General features: G+C 36.4%; 21 protein-coding genes. 3 read left to right on the top strand and 18 right to left on the bottom strand.

Features of this window, described 5'->3' with window-relative positions:
• Window positions 1-85 precede the first annotated feature (85 nt).
• From CS063_RS02100 to CS063_RS02080, 5 genes are all read right to left on the bottom strand, one after another.
• Window positions 86-2218, bottom strand: a complete 2133-nt coding sequence (locus CS063_RS02100; RefSeq protein WP_099448058.1) for an N-acetylmuramoyl-L-alanine amidase family protein — start codon at window positions 2216-2218, stop codon at window positions 86-88.
• Window positions 2219-2559: 341 nt separating this feature from the next.
• Window positions 2560-3537 carry an aldo/keto reductase gene (locus tag CS063_RS02095; RefSeq protein ID WP_099448057.1) on the bottom strand — a complete coding sequence of 326 codons (978 nt, stop codon included), beginning with the start codon at window positions 3535-3537 and terminating at the stop codon, window positions 2560-2562.
• 63 nt (window positions 3538-3600) lie between these two features.
• Window positions 3601-4794 (bottom strand): bifunctional phosphopantothenoylcysteine decarboxylase/phosphopantothenate--cysteine ligase CoaBC, encoded by a 1194-nt coding sequence (gene coaBC / locus CS063_RS02090; protein ID WP_099448056.1) that lies wholly within the window; start codon window positions 4792-4794, stop codon window positions 3601-3603.
• Between the two features lie 31 nt (window positions 4795-4825).
• The gene (locus tag CS063_RS02085; RefSeq protein WP_099448055.1) at window positions 4826-5491 is read right to left on the bottom strand and encodes an ECF transporter S component; all 666 of its coding nucleotides are present in this window, start codon (window positions 5489-5491) and stop codon (window positions 4826-4828) included.
• A gap of 256 nt (window positions 5492-5747) precedes the next feature.
• Window positions 5748-7370, bottom strand: coding sequence for a family 10 glycosylhydrolase (locus tag CS063_RS02080; protein WP_099448054.1), 1623 nt, complete (start codon window positions 7368-7370; stop codon window positions 5748-5750).
• Window positions 7371-7781: 411 nt separating this feature from the next.
• Between CS063_RS02080 and CS063_RS02075 the strand changes: the two genes are divergently transcribed.
• Window positions 7782-9491 (top strand): hypothetical protein, encoded by a 1710-nt coding sequence (locus tag CS063_RS02075; protein ID WP_099448053.1) that lies wholly within the window; start codon window positions 7782-7784, stop codon window positions 9489-9491.
• A 119-nt stretch (window positions 9492-9610) separates the two neighbouring features.
• On the opposite strand, the gene purD is transcribed toward CS063_RS02075, so the two are convergent.
• The 11 genes from purD to CS063_RS17555 all read right to left on the bottom strand — a co-directional run bounded on the left by purD (window position 9611) and on the right by CS063_RS17555 (window position 22533).
• Window positions 9611-11449: a phosphoribosylamine--glycine ligase gene (gene purD, locus CS063_RS02070; RefSeq protein ID WP_099448052.1), complete on the bottom strand. Its 1839-nt coding sequence runs from the start codon at window positions 11447-11449 to the stop codon at window positions 9611-9613.
• Window positions 11437-12465, bottom strand: coding sequence for a phosphoribosylformylglycinamidine cyclo-ligase (purM, locus tag CS063_RS02065; protein ID WP_334293209.1), 1029 nt, complete (start codon window positions 12463-12465; stop codon window positions 11437-11439). Before purM ends, purD begins: the two co-directional genes overlap by 13 nt.
• 93 nt (window positions 12466-12558) lie before the next feature.
• Entirely contained in the window at window positions 12559-13950 is a 1392-nt protein-coding gene (gene purF, locus CS063_RS02060) for an amidophosphoribosyltransferase (protein WP_099448050.1), read from the bottom strand.
• Between the two features lie 12 nt (window positions 13951-13962).
• On the bottom strand, window positions 13963-14667 hold the full coding sequence (gene purC / locus CS063_RS02055; RefSeq protein ID WP_099448049.1) for a phosphoribosylaminoimidazolesuccinocarboxamide synthase: 705 nt from the start codon (window positions 14665-14667) through the stop codon (window positions 13963-13965).
• 33 nt (window positions 14668-14700) lie between these two features.
• On the bottom strand, window positions 14701-15189 hold the full coding sequence (purE, locus tag CS063_RS02050) for a 5-(carboxyamino)imidazole ribonucleotide mutase (protein WP_099448048.1): 489 nt from the start codon (window positions 15187-15189) through the stop codon (window positions 14701-14703).
• A 29-nt stretch (window positions 15190-15218) separates the two neighbouring features.
• Complete coding sequence (locus CS063_RS02045; protein WP_099448047.1) at window positions 15219-18941, bottom strand: phosphoribosylformylglycinamidine synthase; 3723 nt, start codon at window positions 18939-18941, stop codon at window positions 15219-15221.
• A 316-nt stretch (window positions 18942-19257) separates the two neighbouring features.
• Complete coding sequence (sigF, locus tag CS063_RS02040; protein WP_099448046.1) at window positions 19258-19974, bottom strand: RNA polymerase sporulation sigma factor SigF; 717 nt, start codon at window positions 19972-19974, stop codon at window positions 19258-19260.
• Window positions 19975-20005: 31 nt separating this feature from the next.
• Window positions 20006-20434, bottom strand: a complete 429-nt coding sequence (spoIIAB, locus tag CS063_RS02035) for an anti-sigma F factor (RefSeq protein WP_099448045.1) — start codon at window positions 20432-20434, stop codon at window positions 20006-20008.
• A 23-nt stretch (window positions 20435-20457) separates the two neighbouring features.
• On the bottom strand, window positions 20458-20796 hold the full coding sequence (locus CS063_RS02030; protein WP_308415404.1) for an STAS domain-containing protein: 339 nt from the start codon (window positions 20794-20796) through the stop codon (window positions 20458-20460).
• 121 nt (window positions 20797-20917) lie between these two features.
• Window positions 20918-22297: a tetratricopeptide repeat protein gene (locus CS063_RS02025; RefSeq protein WP_099448044.1), complete on the bottom strand. Its 1380-nt coding sequence runs from the start codon at window positions 22295-22297 to the stop codon at window positions 20918-20920.
• Window positions 22298-22374: 77 nt separating this feature from the next.
• Entirely contained in the window at window positions 22375-22533 is a 159-nt protein-coding gene (locus tag CS063_RS17555; RefSeq protein ID WP_180270642.1) for a hypothetical protein, read from the bottom strand.
• Between the two features lie 182 nt (window positions 22534-22715).
• On the opposite strand from CS063_RS17555, the gene CS063_RS02020 reads away from it, so the two are divergent.
• On the top strand, window positions 22716-23081 hold the full coding sequence (locus CS063_RS02020; protein ID WP_099448199.1) for an ArsR/SmtB family transcription factor: 366 nt from the start codon (window positions 22716-22718) through the stop codon (window positions 23079-23081).
• A 75-nt stretch (window positions 23082-23156) separates the two neighbouring features.
• Window positions 23157-24353: an aminotransferase-like domain-containing protein gene (locus tag CS063_RS02015; protein ID WP_099448043.1), complete on the top strand. Its 1197-nt coding sequence runs from the start codon at window positions 23157-23159 to the stop codon at window positions 24351-24353.
• A 120-nt stretch (window positions 24354-24473) separates the two neighbouring features.
• Here CS063_RS02015 and CS063_RS02010 read toward each other — a convergent pair whose 3' ends face one another.
• Entirely contained in the window at window positions 24474-25112 is a 639-nt protein-coding gene (locus CS063_RS02010; protein WP_099448042.1) for an epoxyqueuosine reductase QueH, read from the bottom strand.
• Window positions 25113-25129: 17 nt separating this feature from the next.
• Window positions 25130-26119, bottom strand: coding sequence for a tetratricopeptide repeat protein (locus CS063_RS02005; protein ID WP_099448041.1), 990 nt, complete (start codon window positions 26117-26119; stop codon window positions 25130-25132).
• Window positions 26120-26239 lie beyond the last annotated feature (120 nt).

Here is a 26239-nt window from a genome sequence, read left to right as displayed (position 1 = left end):
TCTCTTTTTCTACTTTTAACTACTAAATCTTATTTATTATAGCATTTTTAAAAAAATCTTAAAAGGGTCTACCTCTACCCTCATCCTAAAGTTTATTAAACATTTCTACAATGGCTTCATAAACAGCCCCTGCATAATTCGTGATAAAAGAGGTCGTATTAATGCGGCTCGCGTCTTCACTATTAGATAAGAAGCCCCCTTCAATGAGTATAGCAGGCATATTGCTGGTACGTAATACATAAAGGTCTGGGCGCTCTTTAATCCCCCTATTGGTCATATTACAGGCTGCTACAATTTTATTTTGTACCAATTGGGCAAACTGCTTGCCGCGTGTATCATTGGCATTAGGATAATAAAGCACTTCTGTCCCTTTAATTTTAGCAGTTGCTGAATTATTGTGGATACTCACAAAAAGATGTGCTCCTATGTCATTGGCTAGCTCCGTACGGTATTGCAACGTAGGGTATTCATCTGTTTCACGAGTCATATAAACCTTGATAGTAGGGTCAGCCTCTAACAGCTTATAAACAGCCAAAGTCTGATTGAGGTTAACCGTCTTTTCTTGTAATCCATTGCCTGAAGCTCCATTATCTTTTCCACCATGTCCTGCGTCTAATACAACAATCTGATTATACTTTTCATTCGGCTTTAAAAGTTCAATTTCTAAGGTATTTTCTGTTTCATGAATAGTTGTTGTATAAACACTCGCTGTGGAGATAGTTAGTTTAGTCGTCCCATTGGTTTCAATTTGTATAGCGCTTACTTTACCATCTCCTATGTTCATTTTTCCATAGCCAATGTGGTCGCTATAATCTTGACCTAAATCTACAATGAGCTTTTTCTCACGATATAAGTCATTGACACGGGTTAAATTTGTAATAGCAGAATAGTTTTTATCAATAATGAGTTTTGGCCTTGTCCCACTTACATATCGGATGTTCTGATAAGTTGGCTTAGTAAGATAAACAGTTGTTCCTGTTTCATCACTTGTAAGCGTATAAAGTACTTCTTTATTCGTATAAAGTACCCCCTGGATAGCTGTATCATTTTGTAAAACAGTCATACGTGTGATATGTTCACCTGGCAAGTCACTCCAATGAATCCCTTGTTCTAACTGAACATTATCAACATTAAAAATAAGAGTATTCTCTGATTGCCCTTTAATCACTTGAAGCTGAGAAGGATAAATGCCTTTTAAGTAAATACTATCTCCTTTATTACTGTCATAACCTGCTGTAATTTGTTCAATCGTTTGAGGCTTTAATTTAATTTTTATGCCTTTGCGATCTTCAGTCAATGAGCTTTCCACTTGAGCTCCTGATTGAAGGTCTAAGACAACACGCGTAGTATCTGCCGTAAACTGACTAGTACGTATTGCGGCAATATAAGGATTACTGGCCGGTACAGTACTGCTACTTAGCTTATTGGTACTATTAACAATATCAACAATCACCTTACCTTGTAAAACTTGTACATTTGCATGTGAGAAAGGTGTTTCTCCATAAATATAAAATACTACATTATTGCCTTCCTTAGTGAGGGAAGTACTTGTTACATTGGCCTTGGCATAACTTCCTGCTACAATCGTACTTGTATGTAAGGGTTTCGTACCATAATAAGTATTAGGCACCTGTGGCAAAGGTGTAGGGGGCAAGGTAGGCGTTGGCTCTGGACTGGGTTCGGGTGTCGGAGTTGGCACCGGGTCTGGGCTGGGTTCAGGTGTTGGAATAGGTGCTGGCTCTACTACTGGTTCATCAATATAAACCGAACGGCTTGCTTGCACCCAGCTTACTTCAAAGCCCATTGCCTCACTAATGAAGCGTACAGGTACCATTAGCTTATCGTTAATAATTTTAGCTGGTACATCCATTTCTAAAGGCTGGTCATTAACTGTTGCAACTTTTTGGTTTACTTCTAGTGCAAGTACATCTTCTTCGTACATAATCCATACTTTTTGAGCCTTACCATCCCATTCTACTTGTGCACCCATAGGTTCAAATACTTCACGCACAGGTACAAGCACTCTCTCTTCTATTTGAACAGGTGGCATAAGTGTTGTTTTTACCTCATTTTTATTTACATAAAGCTTTATAGGATCTAATTGATAGGTATGGGTCTTCCCATCATAAACTAACTGTAATGGTTTTGCATAAGTGGTCAGTGCACTGCTTATCAATAAGCTTACACTAAGAGCCACTAAGTGCCACTTTTTCTTCATCTTTCTTCCTCCTTGGTGTATGTCTTTTCCGTCTTAAAAAGCACTGGTGTCTATTCTTCTCCTATGATACCTAATAAATGGAGTATTATTCCACAATGTAACAAAAATTTAATAAAAATTAATATCAGATTAACATATTTTGTCTTCTAATCTTTCCATTCTACCTATTAGACGCCTTTTTTCTTGTGATGTTCCCTTATTTCTCAAATAAGGTTCTATTTCTCTTTCTTTGAAGATTAGCAAACTAAAAAGGATGACTCTAACACCTACATGTTTTAGTCATCCCTTTTTATTAGGCTATTTCATTCTAGTAATTACCTTTATAGAGGCTTAGAAAATAGTTACTTAAACGAAGCCTGTGCACGCATCCAATCACACTCTTCTTGAGTTAGAAGGATGTCTGCTCCACCTATATTGTCTTCTAATTGTTCTACTTTACGTGCACCACATAAAACATTCATAGATTGCCCTTGCGCTGTAATCCAAGCAATAGCTAAATGTGTTGGTGTACAGTTGTACTTTTCACAAAGTCCTCTCCAAGAAGCCACCATATCTACTGCTTGGGATAAATACTCTGGCTCATACCATTTCTTACCAAAACGTGCACTTCCTTCTTCTGGTACATAATCCTTCTGAATTTTACCTGTTAAAATACCTTGTTCAAGTGGCGAATATGCTTGGAAAGTAATTCCATAACTCTCAGCACATGGTAGGATTTCTGCTTCAATGCGGCGGTCTAATATACTGTACTTTTCTTGAATTATATCAAGCTGCCCACATGCTGTATAGGCTTTGATATGCTCTGGGGAAACGTTGGAAGCACCAATAGCTAAAATCTTTCCTTCTTGTTTTAATTCATTTAAAGCCTCCATTGTTTCTTCGACAGGTGTAAAAAAAGGCTCAACAGATTGCCAATGTGTAAAGAAAATATCTATATAATCTGTTCCAAGACGTCTTAAGCTATCTTCTAACCCTTGCTTTACAGCACGCTTAGAAAGATTTTTGTAGGTGTTATAGCCATCACGTGAGAAATAAAAACTTCCTTCATTATCATTCCACCAAATACCACATTTGGTAGAAATGTGTACCTTGTGGCGTCTATCCTTAATAGCTTTCCCTACTATTTCTTCACTATGACCAAAACCATAAACAGGAGCTGTATCAATCAAGTTAATTCCCTTATCCATAGCTCCATGAATAGTACGAATGGATTCTTGATCATCATTTTGTCCCCACCAGGAACCGCCACCAATTGCCCAAGTACCTAAAGCTATTTGGGATGCTTCAATACCAGACCTTCCTATTTGCATGTATTTCATACTGTCTCCTCCTATATGTTTTTATCCGTTTCGTAACCACCTATATCCTTTTTAGGGTACCTATTATTTTAAAAAAGTAACCACTTTATCTAAGATATGCTGTGCTAAAGCCGTTTTACTCATTTTTTCTAAGTGTTCTACCTCTCCTAAGCGATCAATAATTGTAGCAATATTGGTATCTCCTCCAAAGCCAGCCCCTTCCGTAATTAGGCTATTTGCTACAATGAAATCAAGATTTTTATTTTTTATTTTTTGCTTTGCATATTCTTCTATATTTTGTGTCTCTGCTGCAAAACCAACTAATATACGTCCTCCTTTATTTTGTCCTAATGCTTTTAAGATATCTGGATTACGTACAAGCGTAAGGGTTAGATCATCTCCTGTTTTCTTGATCTTATGCGTATTTAAAGTTGCAGGACGATAATCTGCTACTGCTGCTGCTTTAATCACTATATCACTCGTTTCAAAAGCTTCCAAAACAGCTTCATACATCTCCTTTGCACTTTGAATAGCAATACGTTTTACACCTATTGGACACGCTAGTTGGGTAGGCCCTGAAATAAGGGTAACCTTTGCCCCTCTTCTTGCTGCTACTTCAGCAATAGCATAACCCATTTTACCAGAAGAATGATTGGTTAAATAACGCATAGGATCTAAAGCTTCTACTGTGGGGCCTGCTGTTACTAAAATATGCTTGCCTACCAAATCTTGCTTTTGTTTCTGATTCATGAAAGCTTCTACATAAGCCACAATCACCTCAGGAGCGGGTAATTTCCCTTTTCCTGTGTCACCGCAAGCGAGATACCCTGTTGCTGGTTCAATAAATAAGTAGCCTCTTTTTTGTAGAGCTGCTATATTGTCCTGTACAATAGGATTCTCAAACATATTTGTATTCATAGCTGGTGAAAAAACCACAGGAGCTTTTGTTGCCATAATAGTCGTTGACAGCATATCATCTGCTATGCCGTGAGCAACTTTCCCTATAATATTTGCAGTGGCTGGTACCACTAAAAACAAATCAGCTTTTTTAGCTAATGCAATATGTTCAACATCCCAGCTCTTAGGATTTTCAAAGGTGTCTACTACCACATAGTTCTGAGAAATGGACTGAAATGTAAGTGGTCTTACAAATTCGCAGGCATTTTTAGTCATAATAACAATGACATTAAACCCCTTCTTCCTTAATCCACTAACAACATCAAGAGCTTTGTAGGCAGCTATACCACCTGTTATACCTACTACTATTGTCTTTTTCATTTGTCTCTCCTTTATCTCTCTTCATTCCACTTTAATTTCTCTGTATAGCTGCAATCTCTAATTTAGTTACTGCAATAAGAGGCTTTGCTACCAAAAGTGTTAAAAGAGCAGCTACAATAGCCTCCACTACTCCGTTAGTACCAATAATTCCTATAATGACGCCTAATAAAGTCTCATAGGGAATAGAGCGTGCCATGGCATAACTTTGACCGAAAAACAGATAAATCCCTCCCATTACCAATAAGGTATTGGTTAAGGAACCTAGTAAACCTGCTAAAATAAAGCTCATCATTTTATTATTATCCCATTTATTGGTACACTTATAAGTCCATTTAAAAACATAATAGGCTACGATACCAATTAAAATTCGAGGTAACAAGGCAATCGCTATACTCCAAAAATTACCTTGAAATTCTCCTAAGCTGTAAAAAGGTGAAAAAACAAAGGATGTCACTGTGGGATTAAAAGTATTGTTCAGTAAAGAGGTCAAACCAAAGACTCCCCCTAGCAAAGCGCCTACTATCGGGCCAAATAAAATAGCTCCAATGATGACTGGAATGTGAATAGTTGTTGCTCGAATAACACCTACCGGTATGTACCCTAGTGGCGTCACCGACAAAACCAGTTCCACCGCTATTAAGAGGGCGATGTAAACCATTTTTTTTGTACGACCTACTTGCTCATTCAATTTATTCATTTTTTTCCTCCTCGCTATCGCTCCGTTTTGGATGCAATGCAAATTTTTATTCTTTAAAATTATAAACTATACTTTAAAATTTTGCACTACCTTTTTTAATAGAATGCTATTCCTTTTTATAGTGTTTCCTAGCCTTTATTACTTCATGCTTTTTATTTTAAATAATCTATCTTTCAAAAATAAAAAAAGAACCCTCATTACCCTATAAGGGCCTTTGAAGGTTCTTTACAACTGTAATCGTTTTACTTACTTCTTATTAATAATTAATATAACTGCTACTTACATACCCTACAACACCAGTGGCTAACTGGATCTTACACCACTCCTTACCTGCTTCTAAAAGAATTACTTGTGTTCCTTTTTGAAGTTTGGTTAAAGAAGCAAATTGTGTACTTGCTCCCTTTCGTACATTTAAATGATTGCCTGTAATAGTAGCTATCTTTTGAGACACAGACGTGTCTATGCTCTGCTGACTATTGGAAGCTTCTAGCTTAATATATGTACTACTTGCAAAACCTGTGCTCCCATCGGGAAGCTTAACTTCATACCACCCATTATTTGTTTTTAAAATTACTACCTTTGTTCCTTTTGGCACTTTAGCCATTAAAGCATAGTGTGTACCTGGCCCCTTACGAATGTTAAGAGAGTTTGCAGTAACCACTCCTGTTTTGACTGCTGTACTGGTAGAAATATTACCTGAAGAACTTTCTACGCCTAGATTATTTAAAGGTTTTAATGCATGGTATGTAGCTACTTTATCTTTTACACCTTTGCGATTACCTAATAAATCTCTCACACTAAAATAGAAGCTCCCTTTTACTTCGTTGTACTTTTCATTCACTTGAAGCTGTTTGTCTATCTCTGTTGCCACTTCATCTTTATAAACACCTTGTCCGATGTAAAGTTTTACTTGGGTTCCCTTTACTTCATTACTCCACCATTTCACTAGCGTTTCATAATCGGCCAGCTTATGGCCTGTCTCCCAATAAATTTGAGGTACAATATAATCAATCCAGCCTTCTTTTATCCAAGTGCGAGAATCTGCACAAACAGAATAATAGGATTCATTTCCTCCTGTATTAGAACCTGTACTATCTGATTTTTGATTCTTCCAAATACCAATAGGACTGATTCCAAAGAGGATTTTTTTTCCTGTTGTGTAATTGATTTCTTTAATAGCAGTACTTACTCGAGATACCATATCATTAATATGGGCACGCCTTTGATTGGCCTCTTGCCCGTCTCTGCCCTCTCCCTCCGGAAGTGGATAACCCGATGGATAAAAATAATCATCAAAATGAATGGCATCTACTGCATAGTTAAGAGCTAATTCACTAACGCTATCCACAACATGCTGCTTTACTTCTGGTAAGGCTGGATTGTAGTAAAGAGCATTTTTATAAGTAAGCGTCCAGTTGGGGTGAAGTCTTGCAGGATGACTACTACTTAAAGTATTCACATCCGTACCTGTTGTTGTCACACGATAAGGATTCATCCATGCATGAAATTCCATTCCTCTTTTATGTGTTTCTTCAATCATAAAGGCTAAAGGATCATAACCTGGATACTTACCCTGTTCTCCTGTTAAAACATCTGACCAAGGGTTGATTGCCGACTCGTAAAGAGCATCCGCTTTAGGCCGAACCTGTACTACTACCGTATTCATTCCTAGTGCCTTTAAGGCATCGAGTTTATCAGTATATTCTTTTTTTTGTGCCGCTATATTGTTTTGACTGGCTTTAGCTGGATAATCTAAATTATTGACTGTAGAAATCCAAACTGCTCGCCTATCCTGAGTGGTGCTTTGTGCCCAGGTTGGTATGACAAAGCTTCCTAAGCTAACACTGGCTGCCACTAGCCATCCAATAAATTTTTTCACTTATTCTCCTCCTTCTCGCTATCCTTATTTGTTACCTTAAAAAGACTTATCTTGTTTGATTATATAAACACTTTATCATTAATGTAAATATCTGTCATTGTTTTGTTATCTTATTGAAACCTTCCACACATATTTTATCTTACTTTCAAATATTAATTTTTTCCAACAAAAAGAGTTATAAAACGTGTTTAAATTTCTCGTTTTATAACTCTTTTTATAATAAGGACTAATAGGATCATTTAGTTTATATATGTAGTCACTGTAATTAAAGCACTACATCTTTTCATAATCTATTTTTCTATTTTAATTGTATCATAAATGCCATGTATTGTATGAAAATCTCCATTTTTTCTAGTCAAAAGATACGCTATAGTTAATGCAAATACTTATTTAAAGGAAAGGAGATCCTCTATGGCACCCATCCAATCTGCTGCTTTTCTTACTCAATTTAACATCGAAGCCATCAAAGATTTTACTTTATTTGAACAACAACTTCAGAACCTCTTAACCCTGATGCCCCTTCATCATGTCTACGTAGAAAGTCATCGTAGCGGTATCTTTATCTCTGAAAAAATACTTATTCAACTAAGAAAACTCTTTGAAAAATATAACCTACATGTATCGGGGGCTATTACTTTCACCTGTGGCAGCACAAGCGACACCTTATTTGATACTTTTTGCTATGCTCATCCTGATACCGAAAAAAAAATTAGACAGATTGTTCATTTTACTGCTTCTTTATTTGATGAAATTATCCTAGATGATTTCTTTTTTACCCATTGTAAATGCCCTGCTTGCATTAAAGAAAAAGGAAATCAAACTTGGGAAACCTATCGTCTCGAAAAAATGAAGTTTGTTGCAACACAATGGGTTCTAGGAGAGGCTAAAAAGACCAATCCTAAAGTGAAGGTTATTATTAAATATCCCAATTGGTACGAAGCTTATCAAACCAATGGCTATAATCTTGAAGTCGCCTCTGCTTTTGATGGTATTTACACCGGTACAGAAACCCGTGATCCCCACTATACTCAGCAAAATCTCCAACGTTATAACAGCTATTTTCTCATGGATTACCTTAACGGACTTGCTCCTCATCAAAATGCCGGAGCATGGTTTGATCTTTTAGATTGCACTTATAATCTGAATAGTGCTGTGGAGCAGGCTCGCCTTTCCTTATTTGGCAAAGCCAAGGAAATAACTCTTTATAATCTAGGGGATCTTTTAGATGGGGATCTCTCTATTTTTACACCTCTTTTAGGTCATACGTATAGGCAATTTAATCACTTTATAAATTATTTAGGAAATCCTATAGGTATTGCCACTTATAAACCTTTACACTCATATGGCGAAAATTATTTAGAAGGCTATTTAGGCATGTTAGGGCTTCCACTCAAAGCTTATGCTTCTTATCCTCTTAACGAACCTACTCTGTTTTTAACTGCACATGCTGCTCATGACCCCTTACTCCTTGATGCCATAATAAAAAGTCTTTATCAGGGTCATACTGTTATTCTCACCCGTAGTCTTGCCCATGCTTTGCAAGGTAAAGGGTTAGAAGAACTCATTACCTTAGACTTTCCAACAGAGAAAAGCTTTTTACAAGAATTCGGTTATGAATGGGAAGTTTGTGCTTTTAAACATTACACACAAAGTAGTAAGCCCATTTTATTTACTCAATTAAACTTTGCAACCAATGATGCTATGAATAGTATAAGTGGTTTTACAGAAGCCGGAAGTATCCCACTTCTTATCTCTTCTCACTACGCTAAAGGACAACTCTATATTCTTAACCTACCAGATACCTTTGGAGATCTCTATCAGCTTCCTGCTCCACTTATCAATAAACTTCGTCAGCTTTTTATGGCTCATCTGCCACTGCAAATAAATGGTCCAACACCTTTTAGTCTCTTCCTCTACGACAATGACTATTTAGCCATACACTCCTTTGCAGACTATACAACTTTCTACACCCTTCTCTTACCCAAGGGCTACAGTGAACTTCTGGATATGGAAAGTGGTAAAGTCATTTTGGGTACTCCTACTGGTCAAGGAACTTCTTTTGAGCTTTCCTTACTTTCTCATTGTTATAAAGTCTTAAAAGCTGTAAAAAGTAATTACTAAATAAAAAGCGTGGGTACCTACTCCCACGTTGACAGCTTTCTAAGCTTACTCGTCCTGCTTATTTAATGTTTTAATACTTAATAAAGGGGCGATATGGAATCGCCCCCTACATTAAATTTTTATTTCGCTATATCTGTACGGTATTGTATACCATCAAAGCTAATTTTCTTTACTTCTTCATAAATAGCCACTCTTGCCTCTTCTAGCGAATCTGCAAGCCTTGTAATGGCAAGTACACGACCGCCATCTGTTTGGATGGTATCTTCTACCTTTTTAGTTCCTGCATGAAATAAATAAGTAGATTCTTCTAAGTTTTCAAGCCCATGAATGACGTCACCTTTATGAGAGGTTTCTGGATAACCTTTGCTAGCAAGTACTAAAGTTACACTTTGTTTTTTATCCCACTTCATTTCTACTTGATCAAGTCTACCTGCAATACAGGCTTCCATAATCTCTATAAGATCTGTTTGAAGTCTTGGTAGTACACTTTGCGTTTCAGGATCCCCAAAGCGTACATTAAACTCAAGCACTTTAGGTTGTCCTGCTTCAATCATAAGTCCAATGAATAGAACGCCTTTAAAGTCTAGCTTTTCAGCTTGGAAGCCAGCAATAATAGGAGTTAGGATTTGCTCATCAATAGCTTTTTTAACACTCTCTGTGATGATTGGATTGGGTGAGAAACCACCCATCCCCCCTGTATTTAATCCTTTGTCATAATCTAAAGCACGTTTGTAATCACGCGCTGTTTCCATCGGTACAATGGTTTTGCCATCTACAAAGCAAAGAAGAGAAGCTTCGCTACCTGTTAGAAACTCTTCTAGTACGATGGTTTCGCCTGCACCTTCAAATTTTCCGCTAAAAATCTCCCGAATACCTGTTTCCGCCTCTTCATAGCTTTCACAGATAAGAACCCCTTTACCTGCTGCTAAACCATCTGCTTTTACGACAACAGGTAATTTAAAATTTTTCATCTCTGCAATACATTCTTCTACCTCATAACGTTCAAAGCTAGCATAGCGTGCAGTAGGAATATTATGACGCATAAGAAACTCTTTTGTAAAACGTTTACTCCCTTCAAATTGGGAACATTCTTTATTGGGCCCAAACACTTTAAGGCCTAATTGATTAAAGTGGTCTACCACACCCATAACAAGTGGTACCTCTGGTCCTACAATGGTTAGATCAATACCCTCTTTTTTGGCAAAAGCACCTAATTCTTCTATGTTCTCTACACCAATAGGTACGTTACTAAAATCTCCTGCCGTGCCACCATTACCCGGTGCAACAAAAAGGGTTGCTTCTGGATGAAAGCGCTTCACTGTATGAGCAATAGCTGATTCTCTTCCACCGTTTCCGATAACAAGTACTTTCATAGATGCCTCTCTTTCTTCTAAAAGCCCGATAGCTTCTACTAAAATTTTATGTTCAATTTGATTTAAAATACGTTTTTGAAGATTTTCTGGTGTATCATTTTCCTCTATCTTAAGCTTTTTTTGAAGTAAAATAGAGCCTGTATCAATACCACCATCTACAAAATGGACAGTTGCACCACTTTCTATTTCCTTTGCTGTAAGAACAGCTTCATGCACATGAATCCCATAAAAGCCTTTTCCACCAAACTTAGGTAGTAGCGAAGGGTGAATGTTGATAATACGCCCTTTATACGCATCGATTAACGTATTATTTAAAATCTTAAGATAGCCTGCTAAAACTACAAGATCTACCTTATGTTTCTGCAGAAGGGCTAGGACTTTTTCGTCATAGCCTTCTTCTTTCGGATTCACAAAGTAATCTGGAATATGATGCTTTCTAGCACGTTCTAAGCCATAAGCTTCTTGTTTATTGGAGATAACGCAAACAATCTTTGAATGAAGGGTGCCATTTTGAGTGGCATCTATGATGCTTTGCAAATTACTTCCACTGCCCGATACTAAAACACCACATCTTAGTCCTCGCATAAAATAACTCCTTTGGAACCTTCTACGATTTCACCAATAATGCCTGCTTTTTCATCTACTGCAGTTAAAGCTGCAAGTACAGCTTCACTGTCTTCTTTTGCCACAACCAGCATCATGCCGATTCCCATGTTAAAGGTATTATAGAGCTCCCCACTATCTAAGTTTGAAGTTTTTTCTAAAAAGTCATAAATAGGAGGTTTTTCAATGCTCTTAATGTTGATTTTGGCATCTACACCCTCTGGTAAGATACGTGGTACATTTTCAATAAAACCACCACCTGTAATATGAGCAATTCCTTTAATGTTTGCCACTTCTTTCGCTGTTTTAACTGCTTTTACATAAAGCTTGGTAGGTTTCAAAAGAGCTTCACCATAAGTTTCACCAAGCTCTGGCCTATATTCCTTTAGATCAACTCCTGCAGTTTCTACTAATTTACGAACAAGAGAGTAACCATTACTATGTACGCCCGTAGAAGGAAGTCCAATGATGACGTCTCCTATCTTAATCGTACTTCCATCAATCATTTTTGCTCTATCCACAATACCTACCGCAAAACCAGCTACATCGTATTCACCATCTGGATAAAAGCCTGGCATCTCTGCTGTTTCACCACCAACAAGGGCACAAAAACTTTCCTTGCAGCCATCTGCAATACCTTTTACAATACTTGCAATATGCTCTGGTGCAATACGTCCTGTTGCAATATAGTCTAAGAAGAAAAGGGGTTCTGCTCCCCCACAGATAATGTCATTGACACACATAGCAACCGCATCAATCCCTATGGTATCATGTTTATTTAAGTCAAAAGCCAATTTGAGTTTTGTTCCTACACCATCTGTTCCTGATACTAAAACAGGCTCTTCCATTCCTTTAAAGGCTGCTAAAGAAAAAGCACCTCCAAAGCTTCCGATATCCATAAGTACCCCTTTAGTAAAAGTGGATTTAACGTGCTCTTTCATCTGCGCAACTGCTTCATACCCACGATGTACATCTACACCAGCATCTTTATAGGTGATTTTATTCGACATAATTTCCTCCTCTTATTCATAAAGAATTGCCATAGAGCTTTCATACCCTACAGCAATCTTCTTATTTAAAATGAATGATTTTTAGCATGGTACATTACTAATGGGAACTTCCATTGGGTATTTACCATTAAAGCACGCCTTACAATATTGGCTTTTGTAACCACAAGCTTCTCTTAATTCTTCTTCTCCCAAATAAGTAAGCGAATCTGCTCCTAAGTATTCACAAATCTCACCTACTGTTTTTTGTGCACCAATCAAAAACTCACGATAAGGTGTATCAATACCAAAATGGCAAGAGTATTGTACAGGTGGTGAAGTAATGCAAACATGAATTTCCTTCGCTCCAGCCTTACGAATTTGTTCCACAATGCGTTTACAAGTTGTTCCCCTTACGATGGAATCATCAATCATAATGACACGTTTTCCCTCTAAGTTTTGTTTAAGAGGAGAAAGCTTAATCTTTACAGCATTTTCCCTCATTTCTTGGGTTGGTTGAATAAAAGTACGACCGATATAGCGGTTTTTAACCAAACCTTCACCATAGGGAATACCTGATTCTTTTGCATAACCTATGGCAGATGGAATCCCTGAATCCGGAACAGGCATCACCATATCCGCTTCAATACGATGTTGTTTTGCAAGAAGGCGCCCTGCATTCACTCTAAAGTCATACACACTGTCTCCATCTAGAATACTATCTGGGCGTGCAAAATAAATGAGTTCAAATACACAAAGATGTTTCTGACACATGCTTGTAGGTTCAATACTTCTTAATCCCTTTTCATCAATGACAACAATTTCACCTGGCTCTACATCTCTTATAAATACAGCATCTAATACATCTAGGGCGCAGCTTTCTGATGCAAGTATATAACCATCTTTCATTTTCCCGATGCATAGAGGCCGTAAACCATGAGGGTCTCTAATCCCCATTAAGCTATTACCTGTTGTCAGTACAAGAGCATAGGCTCCTTTTACAAGGCTCATCGTATTTTTAATCCCTATCTCAATACCTTTATTACTAGAACGTGCAATAAGATTTAAAATAGATTCTGTATCTGTTGTACTATGAAAAATAACCCCGCTATCCTCAAGGATTTCACGAATATTTTCTGCATTAACAAGGTTACCATTATGGGCAAGCCCAATGTCTCCCTTTTTGTATTTAGCAACAAGAGGCTGTGCATTGCGTATATCTTTATCACCTGCTGTTGAATAGCGTACATGTCCTATGGCAATATTTCCCTGTAATTCATTCAAAGATTTTTCATTAAAGACATCACTAACAAGTCCCATCCCTTTGATAGCCTCAACATCTCCCCCATTATTTACAGCAATACCAGCACTTTCCTGCCCTCTGTGTTGCAGGGCAAAGAGTCCATAATAGGCATGTCTAGCAGCATTTTTTTCTTGCCTATAAATGCCAATGACACCACATTCCTCATGTAATGAATCCTCTTGTAAAAATTTCATGTAACCTCTCCTCTATTTTGTTACTCTAGCAAGCATTTCTTGATAAACTTCTTCTACACCACCTAAATCTCTTCTGAAACGGTCTTTATCTAATTTTTTATTCGTTTGAGCATCCCAAAATCTGCAAGTATCAGGTGAAATTTCATCTGCTAAAATAATTTTACCATCCATGCGACCTAATTCAATTTTAAAGTCTATCAGCTTTACGCCAATTTTTAAGAAGTATTCTTTTAGTAAAGCATTAATTTTAAAGGTCATTTCACTCATTACCTTGAGTTCTTCTTCTGTTGCAAGACCCAGAGCTAAAATCTGATACTCATTAATCATGGGGTCGCCAAGTGCATCATCTTTTAAACAATATTCTAAAGTAGGACTTTGAAGCTCTGTTCCTTCTTCTACTCCAAAACGTTTAGAGAAAGAACCAGCAGCCACATTACGGACAATTACTTCAAGTGGTACAATTTCAACTGCTTTTACGACTGTTTCTCGCTCATTTAACTCTTCTACAAAGTGTGTTTCAATTCCATGTTCTGCAAGCATTTGACACATAATATTGCTCATGCGGTTGTTAACAACCCCTTTACCTACGATGGTCCCTTTTTTCTCTCCATTAAAAGCTGTTGCATCATCTTTATAACTTACAATATAATATCTTTCATCCTCTGTTTTAAATACTTTTTTTGCTTTTCCTTCGTAAAGTTGCTCTCTTTTTTCCATAACCTTTGACTCCTCCATCTGCTTTTATTCTCTTTAAATAAATTTTTCACGTACTGCTTTGTCTTTTTCTTCCACTTTCTTAGCCATCTCTACCTTGTACATTTTAAGCTTTTCTTTTAGTTCATTATTAGCTGTTGCTAAAATTTGTACCGCTAAAATCCCTGCATTTTCAGCACCATCAATCGCTACTGTAGCTACTGGAATACCTGGAGGCATTTGTACAATGGATAAAAGAGAATCTAATCCATCTAGCGTACTCGACTTAATAGGAAGCCCAATAACAGGTAATGTAGTATAAGCAGCTAAAACGCCTCCTAAATGAGCTGCTTTACCAGCTGCAGCAATAATAACGCCTATCCCATTTTGTTCAGCTTGCTTTGCAAACGCTTCTGCTACTTGTGGCGTCCTATGAGCAGAAATAACACGCACTTCTACTTCTACCCCAAAATCCTTAACTGTTTTCACGCCTCTTTCTACTACTGGCAAATCGGAATCACTACCCATAACAAATGCTACTTTCATAACTTGCCTCCTTTAAATTCTATTTATTTTTATTTAAAGTAATTGACACCTGATAAGAAAAGACCTTGCTCTTTATTACCTGGAATATTTTTGTGTACATAATTACCTACACGCTCACTGTGCCCCATTTTCCCAATAATACGACCATCTTTTGAAAGGATTCCTTCTATGTTAAGCATACTTCCATTCACGTTCACAGTACCCTCTTTGCTAGGGAAACCAGCTTCATTAACATATTGGCTAAAGATTTGTCCATTAGCTGCTAAATCCTCTAAAACATCTTGGGGGGCTACGAAACGTCCTTCACCATGTGAAAGGGGAATCTCATGTAAATCACCTAAGTTTACATTGTTAAGCCAGGGAGATTGAATACTCGTAATCTTTGTTTTAGCCATTAAAGATATATGCTTACCAATGGTATTGTAAGTCAGTGTTGGGCAATTGGCATCCATATCACGAATTTCACCATAGGGTAAAAGACCTAGCTTTACCAATACTTGAAAACCATTACAAATACCTAGTATCAAGCCATCTCTTTGATAGAGATGCTCATGAATAGCTACCTTAAGCTTTTCACTTCTAAAAACAGAAGCGATAAACTTACCACTACCATCTGGTTCATCTCCAGCTGAGAAACCACCTGGAAAAGCTATAATTTGAGCACTTTTAATGGCCTTTTCTAAGCGACTCATAGAGTCTTCGATAGCTGTAGGTGTTTGATTTACAAAAAGAACTTCTTCTACCTTAGCTCCTGCTTTTTCAAATGCTCTTCGTGTATCCATTTCACAATTTGTACCAGGAAATACAGGAATCATAACTTGCGGCTGAGCGACTTTATTTTTAGCAATATAAATCTGACGGTCTTTGTTAAAGGTTACATCTTTTGCATCTTCTTCACTATCTACCTTTTGAACAAATACCTTTCTAATAGGTGAGAGCATCGCTTCTATTGCCCATGAAATAGCATAGCTTACATCATTAATGGTTATTTCTTGTTTTTCGGTAGTTTTTCCAATAACTTGAAAAAGAGAAGAGGGAAGCTCTGTTGCTACTTCTTTACTTACTTCTAATAAAATATCACCATAGTTACTTGCAAAAGGTTTCATTTCTTTTAGGTCTACCTCTACACCTATTTCATTACCAATAGCCATTTGTGTAAGTGCTGCTACAATCCCTCCCTTGCCTATAGCATAGGCGCTTTGCACTTTTCCTTTTTGAACAAGCTCATAAATAGCACCATATCCCCTGTGCATCACTTTAAAATCTGGGATAAATGCCACATCTTTCGGAATGCTCAGGAGCACTAACTGATTGTTAGGTGCTTTCAAGCTACCACTTACACATTCTTTAGCATCTCCAACATTACAAGTAAAAGAAATAAGTGTAGGGGGTACACTGATATTCTCAAAAGTACCTGACATACTATCTTTTCCACCAATTGCTCCAATACCTAATTCTTTTTGTGCACGTAGTGCACCTAAAAGAGCTGCTACTGGTTTACCCCATTTGCTAGAATCTTCTCCTAAGCGTTCAAAATATTCTTGAAAAGACAAGTAGGTTTTCTTGTAATTCGCACCAAGTGCTACAAGTTTTGCAACACTTTCTACAACGGCATAAAGTGCACCGTGGAAAGGTGAACTTTCAGAAAGCTTTGGATCAAAACCATGTGTCATATAGGTTGCTGCTGTTGTTTCTCCTTCTAATACTGGAATTTTGGCTACCATACCCATTTCTTTTGTCAATTGGTTTTTACCACCATAAGGCATCAGCACAGAATTTGCTCCAATACTCCCATCAAATTGCATACCTAAACCCTTTTGAAGTCCTACGTTAAGATCTGTTAAGGTTTTAAAAATACTTTCCTTTGTGAATGGTTGTTCTGTGATCACAAGAGTAGGTGCTGTGATTTTAACTTCTCTTTTTTGGGTGACTCCTGCACTATCTAAGAAGTGACGATTAATACGTACAACTTCTTTACCTCTCCAAGTCATAATAAGATTTTTCTCTTCTGTTACTTCTGCCACACATACTGCATTTAAGTTTTCTTTTGCTGCTTCTTCTATCATCCATTCTAAATCTTGTTTTTCAATCGCAATTGCCATACGTTCTTGTGATTCTGAGATAGCAAGTTCTGTAGCATCTAATCCTTTATATTTAACAGGCACTTTATCAAGATCAATGCGAAGACCTTCTGCAATTTCACCAATCGCTACACATACACCACCTGCACCAAAGTCATTGCAGCGTTTGATACGTTTAGAGAATTCAGGATTTCTAAACAAACGTTGAAGTTTTCTTTCTTCTACTGGATTTCCTTTTTGAACCTCTGAACCACATTCTTTTAATGAGTCCTCTGTATGTTCTTTAGAAGAACCTGTTGCACCACCACATCCATCACGTCCTGTAGCTCCTCCAATTAAAAGAATCACATCACCTGGGAGAGGCTCTTCACGTTTCACACTGGTCTTTTTTACGGTACCTACCACTGCACCTACTTCTAGACGTTTTGCCTTATAACCTGGGTGGTAATATTCTTTCACCTCACCTGTTGCAAGCCCAATTTGATTGCCATAAGAGCTATAACCGTTAGCAGCAGTTTTTGTAATAACACGTTGTGGAAGCTTACCTGGCAAAGTATCTTCTATCGCTTCATTAGGATCTCCACTTCCAGTTACTCGCATCGCTTGATATACATAAGCTCTTCCTGAAAGTGGATCACGGATTGCCCCACCTAGGCAAGTAGCTGCACCACCAAAAGGTTCAATTTCAGTAGGATGGTTATGGGTTTCGTTCTTAAAGAGAATAAGGTATTCTTCTTTTTTATCTCCTACTGTAATTTCTTCTTCTATCGTACATGCATTAATTTCAGCTGACTCTACTAATTCTTTCATTTTTCCGTTCTTTTTAAGGTATTTCACAATAAGGGTAGCCATGTCCATAAGAGAAACTTTCTTACTCTTCTCCTTGTAAAGCTCTTCTCGCATTGCATAGTACTCTTCTAATGCTGCTTCAATAGGTACTGCAAGCTCACCTTCTTCAATTTCAATTTTAGTAAGCTCTGTCATAAAAGTGGTATGGCGGCAATGGTCTGACCAATAGGTATCTACTACTTTAAGTTCTGTATAGCTAGGGTCTCTGTTTTCTTTCACAAAATAGTCTTGGAAATAGATTAAATCATCACTATTCATGGCTAAGCCTTCCTTCTTCCTAAAGGCTTCCAGTTCTTCTCTATTAAGTTTTGTAAACCCCTCTAAAATCTTCACATCACTAGGTGTAGGATAACTCATATCAAGGGTTGTTTCTTTATCTAAACTGACCTCTTCTGCTTCAATAGGATTAATCACACTTTTTTTCACTTTTTGAAGTTCTTCGTCTGTTAAATCACCTTGTATAATATACACTTTAGCCGTCTTTACAAGAGGTTTTAAAGAACTATCAATCGTACGAATACACTGTACACAAGAATCTGCACGTTGGTCATATTGTCCTCTTAAAAAGCTAACCGCAAAAGCATGACCCTTTATCTCGTCAAGCTCTTCCTCTAATACAATATCTGATTGAGGTTCTGAAAAAATAGTATGTAAAGCTTTTTTATAAGCTTCCTTTGTAATATGTTCAATATCATATCTATTCAGTATACGTATCTCTTTAATAGTATCTATATGTAAAAACTCTTTTAATTCCTGTTTCATACGTCTTACTTCTACATCAAAACCTTTTCTCTTTTCTACATAGACTCTGAAAACACTCATTGTGGTTCCCCTTTCGTAAGTATCTACCTTATTCCTATCTTCTAAAGGTTATCATACATCCTAAGTGTAGTCAATATTTTTACCGAACATTATTATAATATGTTTTATAAAGGTTCGGTTTTAATTATTGTATTTGACCTTTTTCCCTTGAAATGGTATTTTAAATTATCTTATACGTTTTATTTTCAGATAAATAGGTGTATTAGCCGAACATTTTCATTTCTCTCCTTCCTCTTTATCGTTCACTTTTTACTCACAGCATTTATTTCTTTTTTCAAAAAGGCGCAATAAAAAAGTAGCTTATAAAAAGCTACTCTTATTGCATCAAGTTTCTCATCTTTTTTAAAATACGTTTTTCAATACGTGATACTTGAACCTGTGAGATATTTAAAAGCTCCGCGATTTCCGTCTGTGTACGGTCTTCAAAATAACGTAAAGTAATAATCTGTTTTTCAACTGGCAGAAGTGTTTCAATCAGCTCCATAAGTACAATCTTATCTACTAATCCCCCTTGTTCTTTAGGGTCTTGGTCAATTTTATCCTCTAAAGTAATAGCCTTGCCATCTCCTTGATAAATGACTGCATTTAAAGATTCTACTTCTGCACTGGACTCCATAGCTTCTACAACTTCTTCAACAGCTATATCTAAACCTGCTGCTATCTCACTAATGGTAGGCTCTCGGTCTAATTCTTTGACTAATTGTTCTTTAAGTATCCTTGCACGATACGCTGTTTCTTTTAAAGAACGACTCACTTTAATCATCCCATCATCTCTTAAAAAACGCTTGATTTCCCCAACAATCATAGGCACTGCATACGTCGAAAACTTTACATTAAAACTTAAATCAAATTTCTCTATACTCTTTAGAAGACCAATACTCCCTATTTGAAAAAGATCTTCCATCTCATAACCACGATTCCCAAACCTTCTTACCAAACTCCAAACGAGTCCCATGTTCTCTTGTACTAAAAGGTTTCTGGCCTCATTGTCACCCGTTTGCGCCCTTCTTATAAGCTCTAGGGTATGATCCATTTTATCCCACCTTTCTCTAAGACAGCATATGCTACTCTCCAAGAGATTTTTTCATTTTTACTGTTGTCCCCTTATGGCATTCTGAATAGACCTCTAGTTCATCCATCATTGACTGCATTACTGTAAATCCTAACCCCGCTCGTTCTTCTTCTAAAGAGGTGGTATAAAGAGGCGCCATTGCTTGATCAATATTGGCAATGCCTAAACCATAATCCACTACTTCTATACTGATTACTCGTCCTTCATAAGAACAGTGCACTTCAACCACACCGTTTTCCTTTCCTCTATAGCCATGTATAATACTATTAGTTACAGCCTCTGAAACAGCCATCTTAATATCATTAATCTCTTCTACTGTGGGATCAAGTTGTGCTACAAAGGCACTTACAACCACACGTGCAAAGGCTTCATTAATAGATTGACTGACAAATTGTACTTTCATGCTATTTTTCTCTTGCATTTTTGGTCCCCCTTATAGTTCCATTAGGCTAATGCTTCTAGTGCCTGTTCCTTACTGGCATAAATCTTCATTAAACGATTAACACCAGAAATCTCAATAAGCTGCGCTGTTTCTGGTCGAACGTTGATAAGTGCAATACTCCCCCCACAGATAGCTACATTACGGTATCTTCCCATCAACATACCTATACCTGCACTATCCATGAATTTTACCTTTTCAAGATCAAACACTAAATTTCTAGCTCTTTTCTTTTGATACTCATGATCCACCTGCTGTCTAATTTGTACACAAGTGTGGTGATCTACTTCTCCCTGTAAAATAACAACTAACGTACGATCTGCTACTAAGAAATCTATCTTCACCGCATACCCTTCCTTTTCTTTATAAAATATTTCTGAACATCTTTAGAATATTATAATTGGTATTAATTGTCAATAAATTTCCAGGTATTTACATTTATATTTTAAAAAAGAACTAAATGCCCTAAGAATTGAGGGCATTTAGTTGATTACTTGACCAACTGGATTCATTTGTTTGAGGATACTCTTTTACTACTTTTTCAAAATAATATTTAGCTTTTTCTATGTTAGCATTTTCTTTTTCTATACACCCTAAATAATAGAGTGTCTTACGTAAAACTGCTTCAGTAGGCTCATAAACAAGTGCTTTCTCCAAGCTCACCCTACTATTCACAAAATCTTTTATGCGATATTGACTATAGCCTTCTTCATAAAGTTTACTTGCAGCACGTTCATATACTTCTTGTTTTAGATTAGCATAAATAAGAGCATCCTCTTCTTCTAATAGAGAGGCTGCTATATTATAAAGTGTATCTGCTGCTTTAATCCAATCTTTTTCAAGATAGTACTGATTAGCTTCTGTTAACTTTGTTTTTTGAGCTATTTTAGAAGCATTTAACTCTGCACTTGCCTTCTCTTTCATTATCTTTTCATTATCAGCTTTAAGCTGCGCAATCATCTCTTCATTCATAAGTTTTTCTTCTTGTAAAAGTTTTTCTAATTTCTCTTCTGCTTCCTTTGCTTTAAATAAATCGCTTTTGTAATTTTGAATTTCATTAGGTAAAATAAGTGCTGTTTGCACACAAAACATACAAAGAGCTCCTACTATAAAATTTGCCACATACTTTGCTAGGGTAGGTCCTCTATTAATAATTTTAGCAGGTTGTACTTGCTTTTTAGACTGTCTAGGAACATACTCTATTTCATAGGGCATAATCTTTTCAATGTCTTCCTTGCTCACTTCTTTATAATAAGTAAGTGCCTTAGGGTTCGTAGGATCAATACGTAGTACTTCTTTTATCTGCTCATTAGCCTTGAAAAACTGTTTTCCCTTTATGTAACATAATGCTAATAAATTTCTAGCCTCTACTAAATTAGGATTAAGACTTACTGCTTTTTTTAGCCGAATAATAGCTACATCTTCATTTCCCTGTTGCAAATAAAGAAGTGCTTTATTATATAAATGTATAGAGTCCTTGGCTGTAACAAGTAACTTAGGTTGTTCTTGAATTTGCTTAATATAGTGTGTTGCAAAATTATCCTCTTTTAAAATAGCCTCACTTATAATCCATTCCTTTAAAGCTAAACTTATTTTACCTGATTCATAATAAATAAGACCTAATAAATTTCTCGCTGCACTATTATATTTATTGTAATAAACTGCCTTTTTTAAATAAATTTCTGCACTCGTTAAATGATGATTTTCTGCTTCTTGATAACCTTTATAAAAATAAGCTTTACTTATAGTATATATCTTTTGAACCCATCTTACATCACGTTTACAATTTAAACAGTAGGGACGTTCATAAATGAGTTCTCCACAATAGGGGCATCTACCTTCCATTTTATTGCTCCTTCTCTCTTTATTCTGTTACTGACTTATTACTTTTGCAGACTTTCATCCTTTTATGAGCCTTATCCTTATTGGTCTTCCCCAAATTTATGCTTTTCCTCTGCTTTATTAAATTCTTTTAAAACATCGATGAGGTCTTTCATATCTTCACGATCTATTTTATCTTCGATGTGTTCTACATCTAATATAGATTTATATCTCTCAAGTTCTTTTTTAAAATCAATCACGTTTTCTCCCCCTTAAAAATAATAAGTTTTTATCTATAAATAATTTGTAAAATATTCTATTTTTATAGTACAACTAACCCTTCTCTTACGCAATATCGAAAATAAAATTTATATGTATTTTATGCCATGGACTTGACACCTTTAACAAAAAAAAGTAGTCTATAAGTTATAAATGCTTGGGGGTGAAAAAGTTGGCTAATAAATTAGAGACTTGTTCTTGTACGATTATTCATGAAGACATCGTAGAAAAGGTTATAAAACAAATGTTAGATACAGAACTCTCTCTTCAATTATCTGCACTCTTTAAAATGTTTTCAGATTCTACACGCATTCGCTTATTAAGTGCACTTCTCATTTCTGAAATGTGTGTATGTGATCTTGCTGCTTCTTTAAATATGTCACACTCCGCTGTTTCCCACCAGCTCAGATTGCTTAAAATGTATAATCTTGTCAAGGCACGTAAAGAAGGTAAGGTGGTTTATTATTCGTTAGCAGATGACCATATTACGCACATCCTTAATATTGGCCTGGAACATGTACAAGAATAGCCCAATAAGGCTATTTTTAATAGAGTATTCTTTTACAACCTTTTACCCTATACTATCTAAAGGAGATTTATTGCAATGAGTAGCCTGTTTTCAAATCGTATTTTAAACACTAAAAAGTCTTTTATTCGTGAAATCTTAAAAGTAACAAGCAATAAGGAGATTATCTCTTTTGCTGGTGGTTTACCTAATCCTATCTCATTTCCAATTGAAGCCTTAGAAGCCTCTATTCATCGCATTATTCAAACACAAGGCACCAGTATTTTTCAATATGCGACAACGGAAGGGTATTTACCTTTAAGAGAATATATCGCTAAACGCTACACTAAACGTTTTGGTTTAGACATCAAACCTGAACACCTGTTAATTACTAGTGGTTCTCAACAAGCTCTCGATCTTTTAGGTAAAATCCTTATTAATGAAGGAGATGAAGTTCTTCTTGAAAAACCTTCTTACTTAGGTGCTATTCAATCCTTATGCATGAGTGAACCAACCTTTTTAGAAGTTAATCTGACCCCATCAGGTCCTGATTTAAAAGCACTTGAAGAAATTTTCACTCACCATGCGCCAAAGCTATTTTATACTGTACCCAATTTTCAAAATCCTACAGGTCTTACTTATTCTTTAGAAACACGCAAGGCTCTTGGTAAGTTGCTTCATGACAAAGACACTGTACTTATTGAAGATGACCCTTATGGTGAGCTCCGTTTTATGGGAGAAGACTTGCCTTACAGCGGTTTCTTTGGTGCTAAACGTTCTGTACTCTTAGGTAGCTTTTCTAAAATTGTTACACCAGGAATGCGCATTGGTTGGATATGTACACAAGATGAAGAAATTATGGATAAACTCATTACAGCTAAACAAGCTGCTGATTTACACACAAATTATTTCTCTCAAGTAGCTATACATGATTATTTAATACATAATGATTTAGATGCTCATATTCAAACAATTAAAGCACTTTATTTAAAGCAGCGTAATACTATGCTAGACAGTATCAAAGAATACTTCCCTGCAAATGTAGAGGTAACTGAAGCTGAGGGTGGCATGTTCCTTTGGGTCACTCTTCCTGCTTATATGTCTGCCTTAGAGCTTTTTGATTTAGCTTCTAAAGCCAATGTAGCCTTTGTGCCAGGGGAACCCTTTTATGCAAATGACATGCAGCCCAATACCTTGCGCATTAATTATACCAATTCAGATCCTGCGACTATTCGCGAAGGTATTAAACGGTTAGCTACAGCTATTTACACTTTAGAAACCAAACATACACTTTAAAAAGAGTCTTCTTTCTTCATTTGCCTACGTATAAAAAAAACACCTTGGGACAGTTCTAATGACTTCCTAAGGTGTCTTTTTTATACCTTTCGGTTTATTTATAGGTGTGCTCTCTATTTCTTAACTTTGTCTTTTTGAATACGAACATCCACAATAATCTTGGCGGTATAAACCATAAGTCTCACTTAAGAGAGTTGAGCGTTTATACCCTTCTTTCTTTTTAAAATCCGAAAGGAGATAAGATACACCCCACTTCTCACCCAGTGCCTCTCCTATTGCATTAAGTCTTATAGCATCTTTTAAAGGGCTGATGCTTAAAGTCGTTGTAAAGTAGTCAAAATTTCCTTCTTTGGCATACTGAGCTGTTTTAGCAAGGCGCATGCCATAGCACATTGTGCAACGTGCTCCACCTTCTTGTTCTTCACGAAGTGGCTGAGCTTTTTTTGTAAAAGCCTCTACTTCATAAGGCCCTTCTATAAATTGAACAGGATAACGAGTAGGCATTACCTCGATTAAGTGTCTTTGTTCTTTACTCCTCTTGGCATATTCCTCCTTTTCATCAATATTGGGGTTGTAGTAAAATACTGTAACATAAAAATGTTGCGAAAGATATTCTATGACATAAGTGCTACACGGTGCACAACAAGAATGTAAAAGTAGTGTGGGTACTTTAGATTCCTTTTCTAACTGTACTAAGGTAGCTTCTAATTTTTTTTGATAGTTCACCTTTTGTCTAGAAGTTTTTTCTTGCTTTTCCATTTAACTCTCCTTATGTTTTAAACACCTGCTGCAAAGGCAATAAGTGCTCTAAACATTTCATTATCGCACTCTTTTTGATACACTCTTGCAAAGTACTCTTTAGCTTTTTCCTCTTCTCCTAGATGATAAGCAATAATTCCACGCTCTGCAAGAGCATTATTATCTCTTGGATTTTGGCTAATATAGTCATCTAATGCTTGTGCCGCTGCTTTATAGTTGCCTGTTAGGCCTTGAAGTAAGCCTAAAATATAGGCAGCTTCTTCATTGTCTTCTTCTAAGGCCACCACTTGTTTATAGACTTGTAAAGCCTCTTTATACATCTTTAGGCTTAAAAGTATACTTCCTTTAAATTCATAAGTAGCTGCTACCTCTGGCGCTAAAGAAATAGCCTTATTAAAACAACGCATAGCCTTACCATAAAGATCCTTTGCTAAAAATTCATCCGCCTTTGAAAAATACATTTCTAATTCCCCAAACTGCAACACAGATTCTGCCGTTAAATCTTTAGGGTCTAATAGAAAATTCATTTTATCTCCTGCATAATTATGCGTATACATTGCTACATCTTTTATAACCTGCTCCTCTTTCTCAAAATAAGGACCTTCTACAAAGTCTTTTATAGCAAGTAAACGTAATTCTGGTGGAAGCAATAAACCATTTTCAGACTTGGCTTTTATAGTATACGTCATTACTGGACGGTCACTGTCTAAAGTTAGTTCTCTTTGCTTATGACGATAAACAGTCGCTTTCTTATACCATCCAATAATTTTATTTTCACCTTCACGATTTTTAGCTGTCCATATGACAAGTACATCTTCTACCAACTGATCAGTAGCAGTGACTCCTTCTATTTCCTCAATGGCTAATTCTTCAAGTCCTTCACCATAACCATAGTAATAACCATCTACATTCTGAAAGTTATAACCGCATAAGGGAGGTAAGCTTTCTTCATCCCCTTCTCCTACATAATATTTCATCCAAGGAATATTCACAAATAAAATCTTCATTTTCCGTCTCCTTTTTCATCTTTCATACTCTTCTTTTTATACCTTATCATAAAACAGCCAATAAATAAAACAAAGAAACAAAAATAACTAGTCCTCCTGTATTGTAAACTTATAAAGCAT

Origin of the sequence: Sporanaerobium hydrogeniformans (assembly GCF_002735925.1) — a bacterium.
GTDB lineage: Bacteria > Bacillota > Clostridia > Lachnospirales > Cellulosilyticaceae > Sporanaerobium > Sporanaerobium hydrogeniformans.
This window is presented reverse-complemented; position numbering and strand designations above follow the sequence as displayed.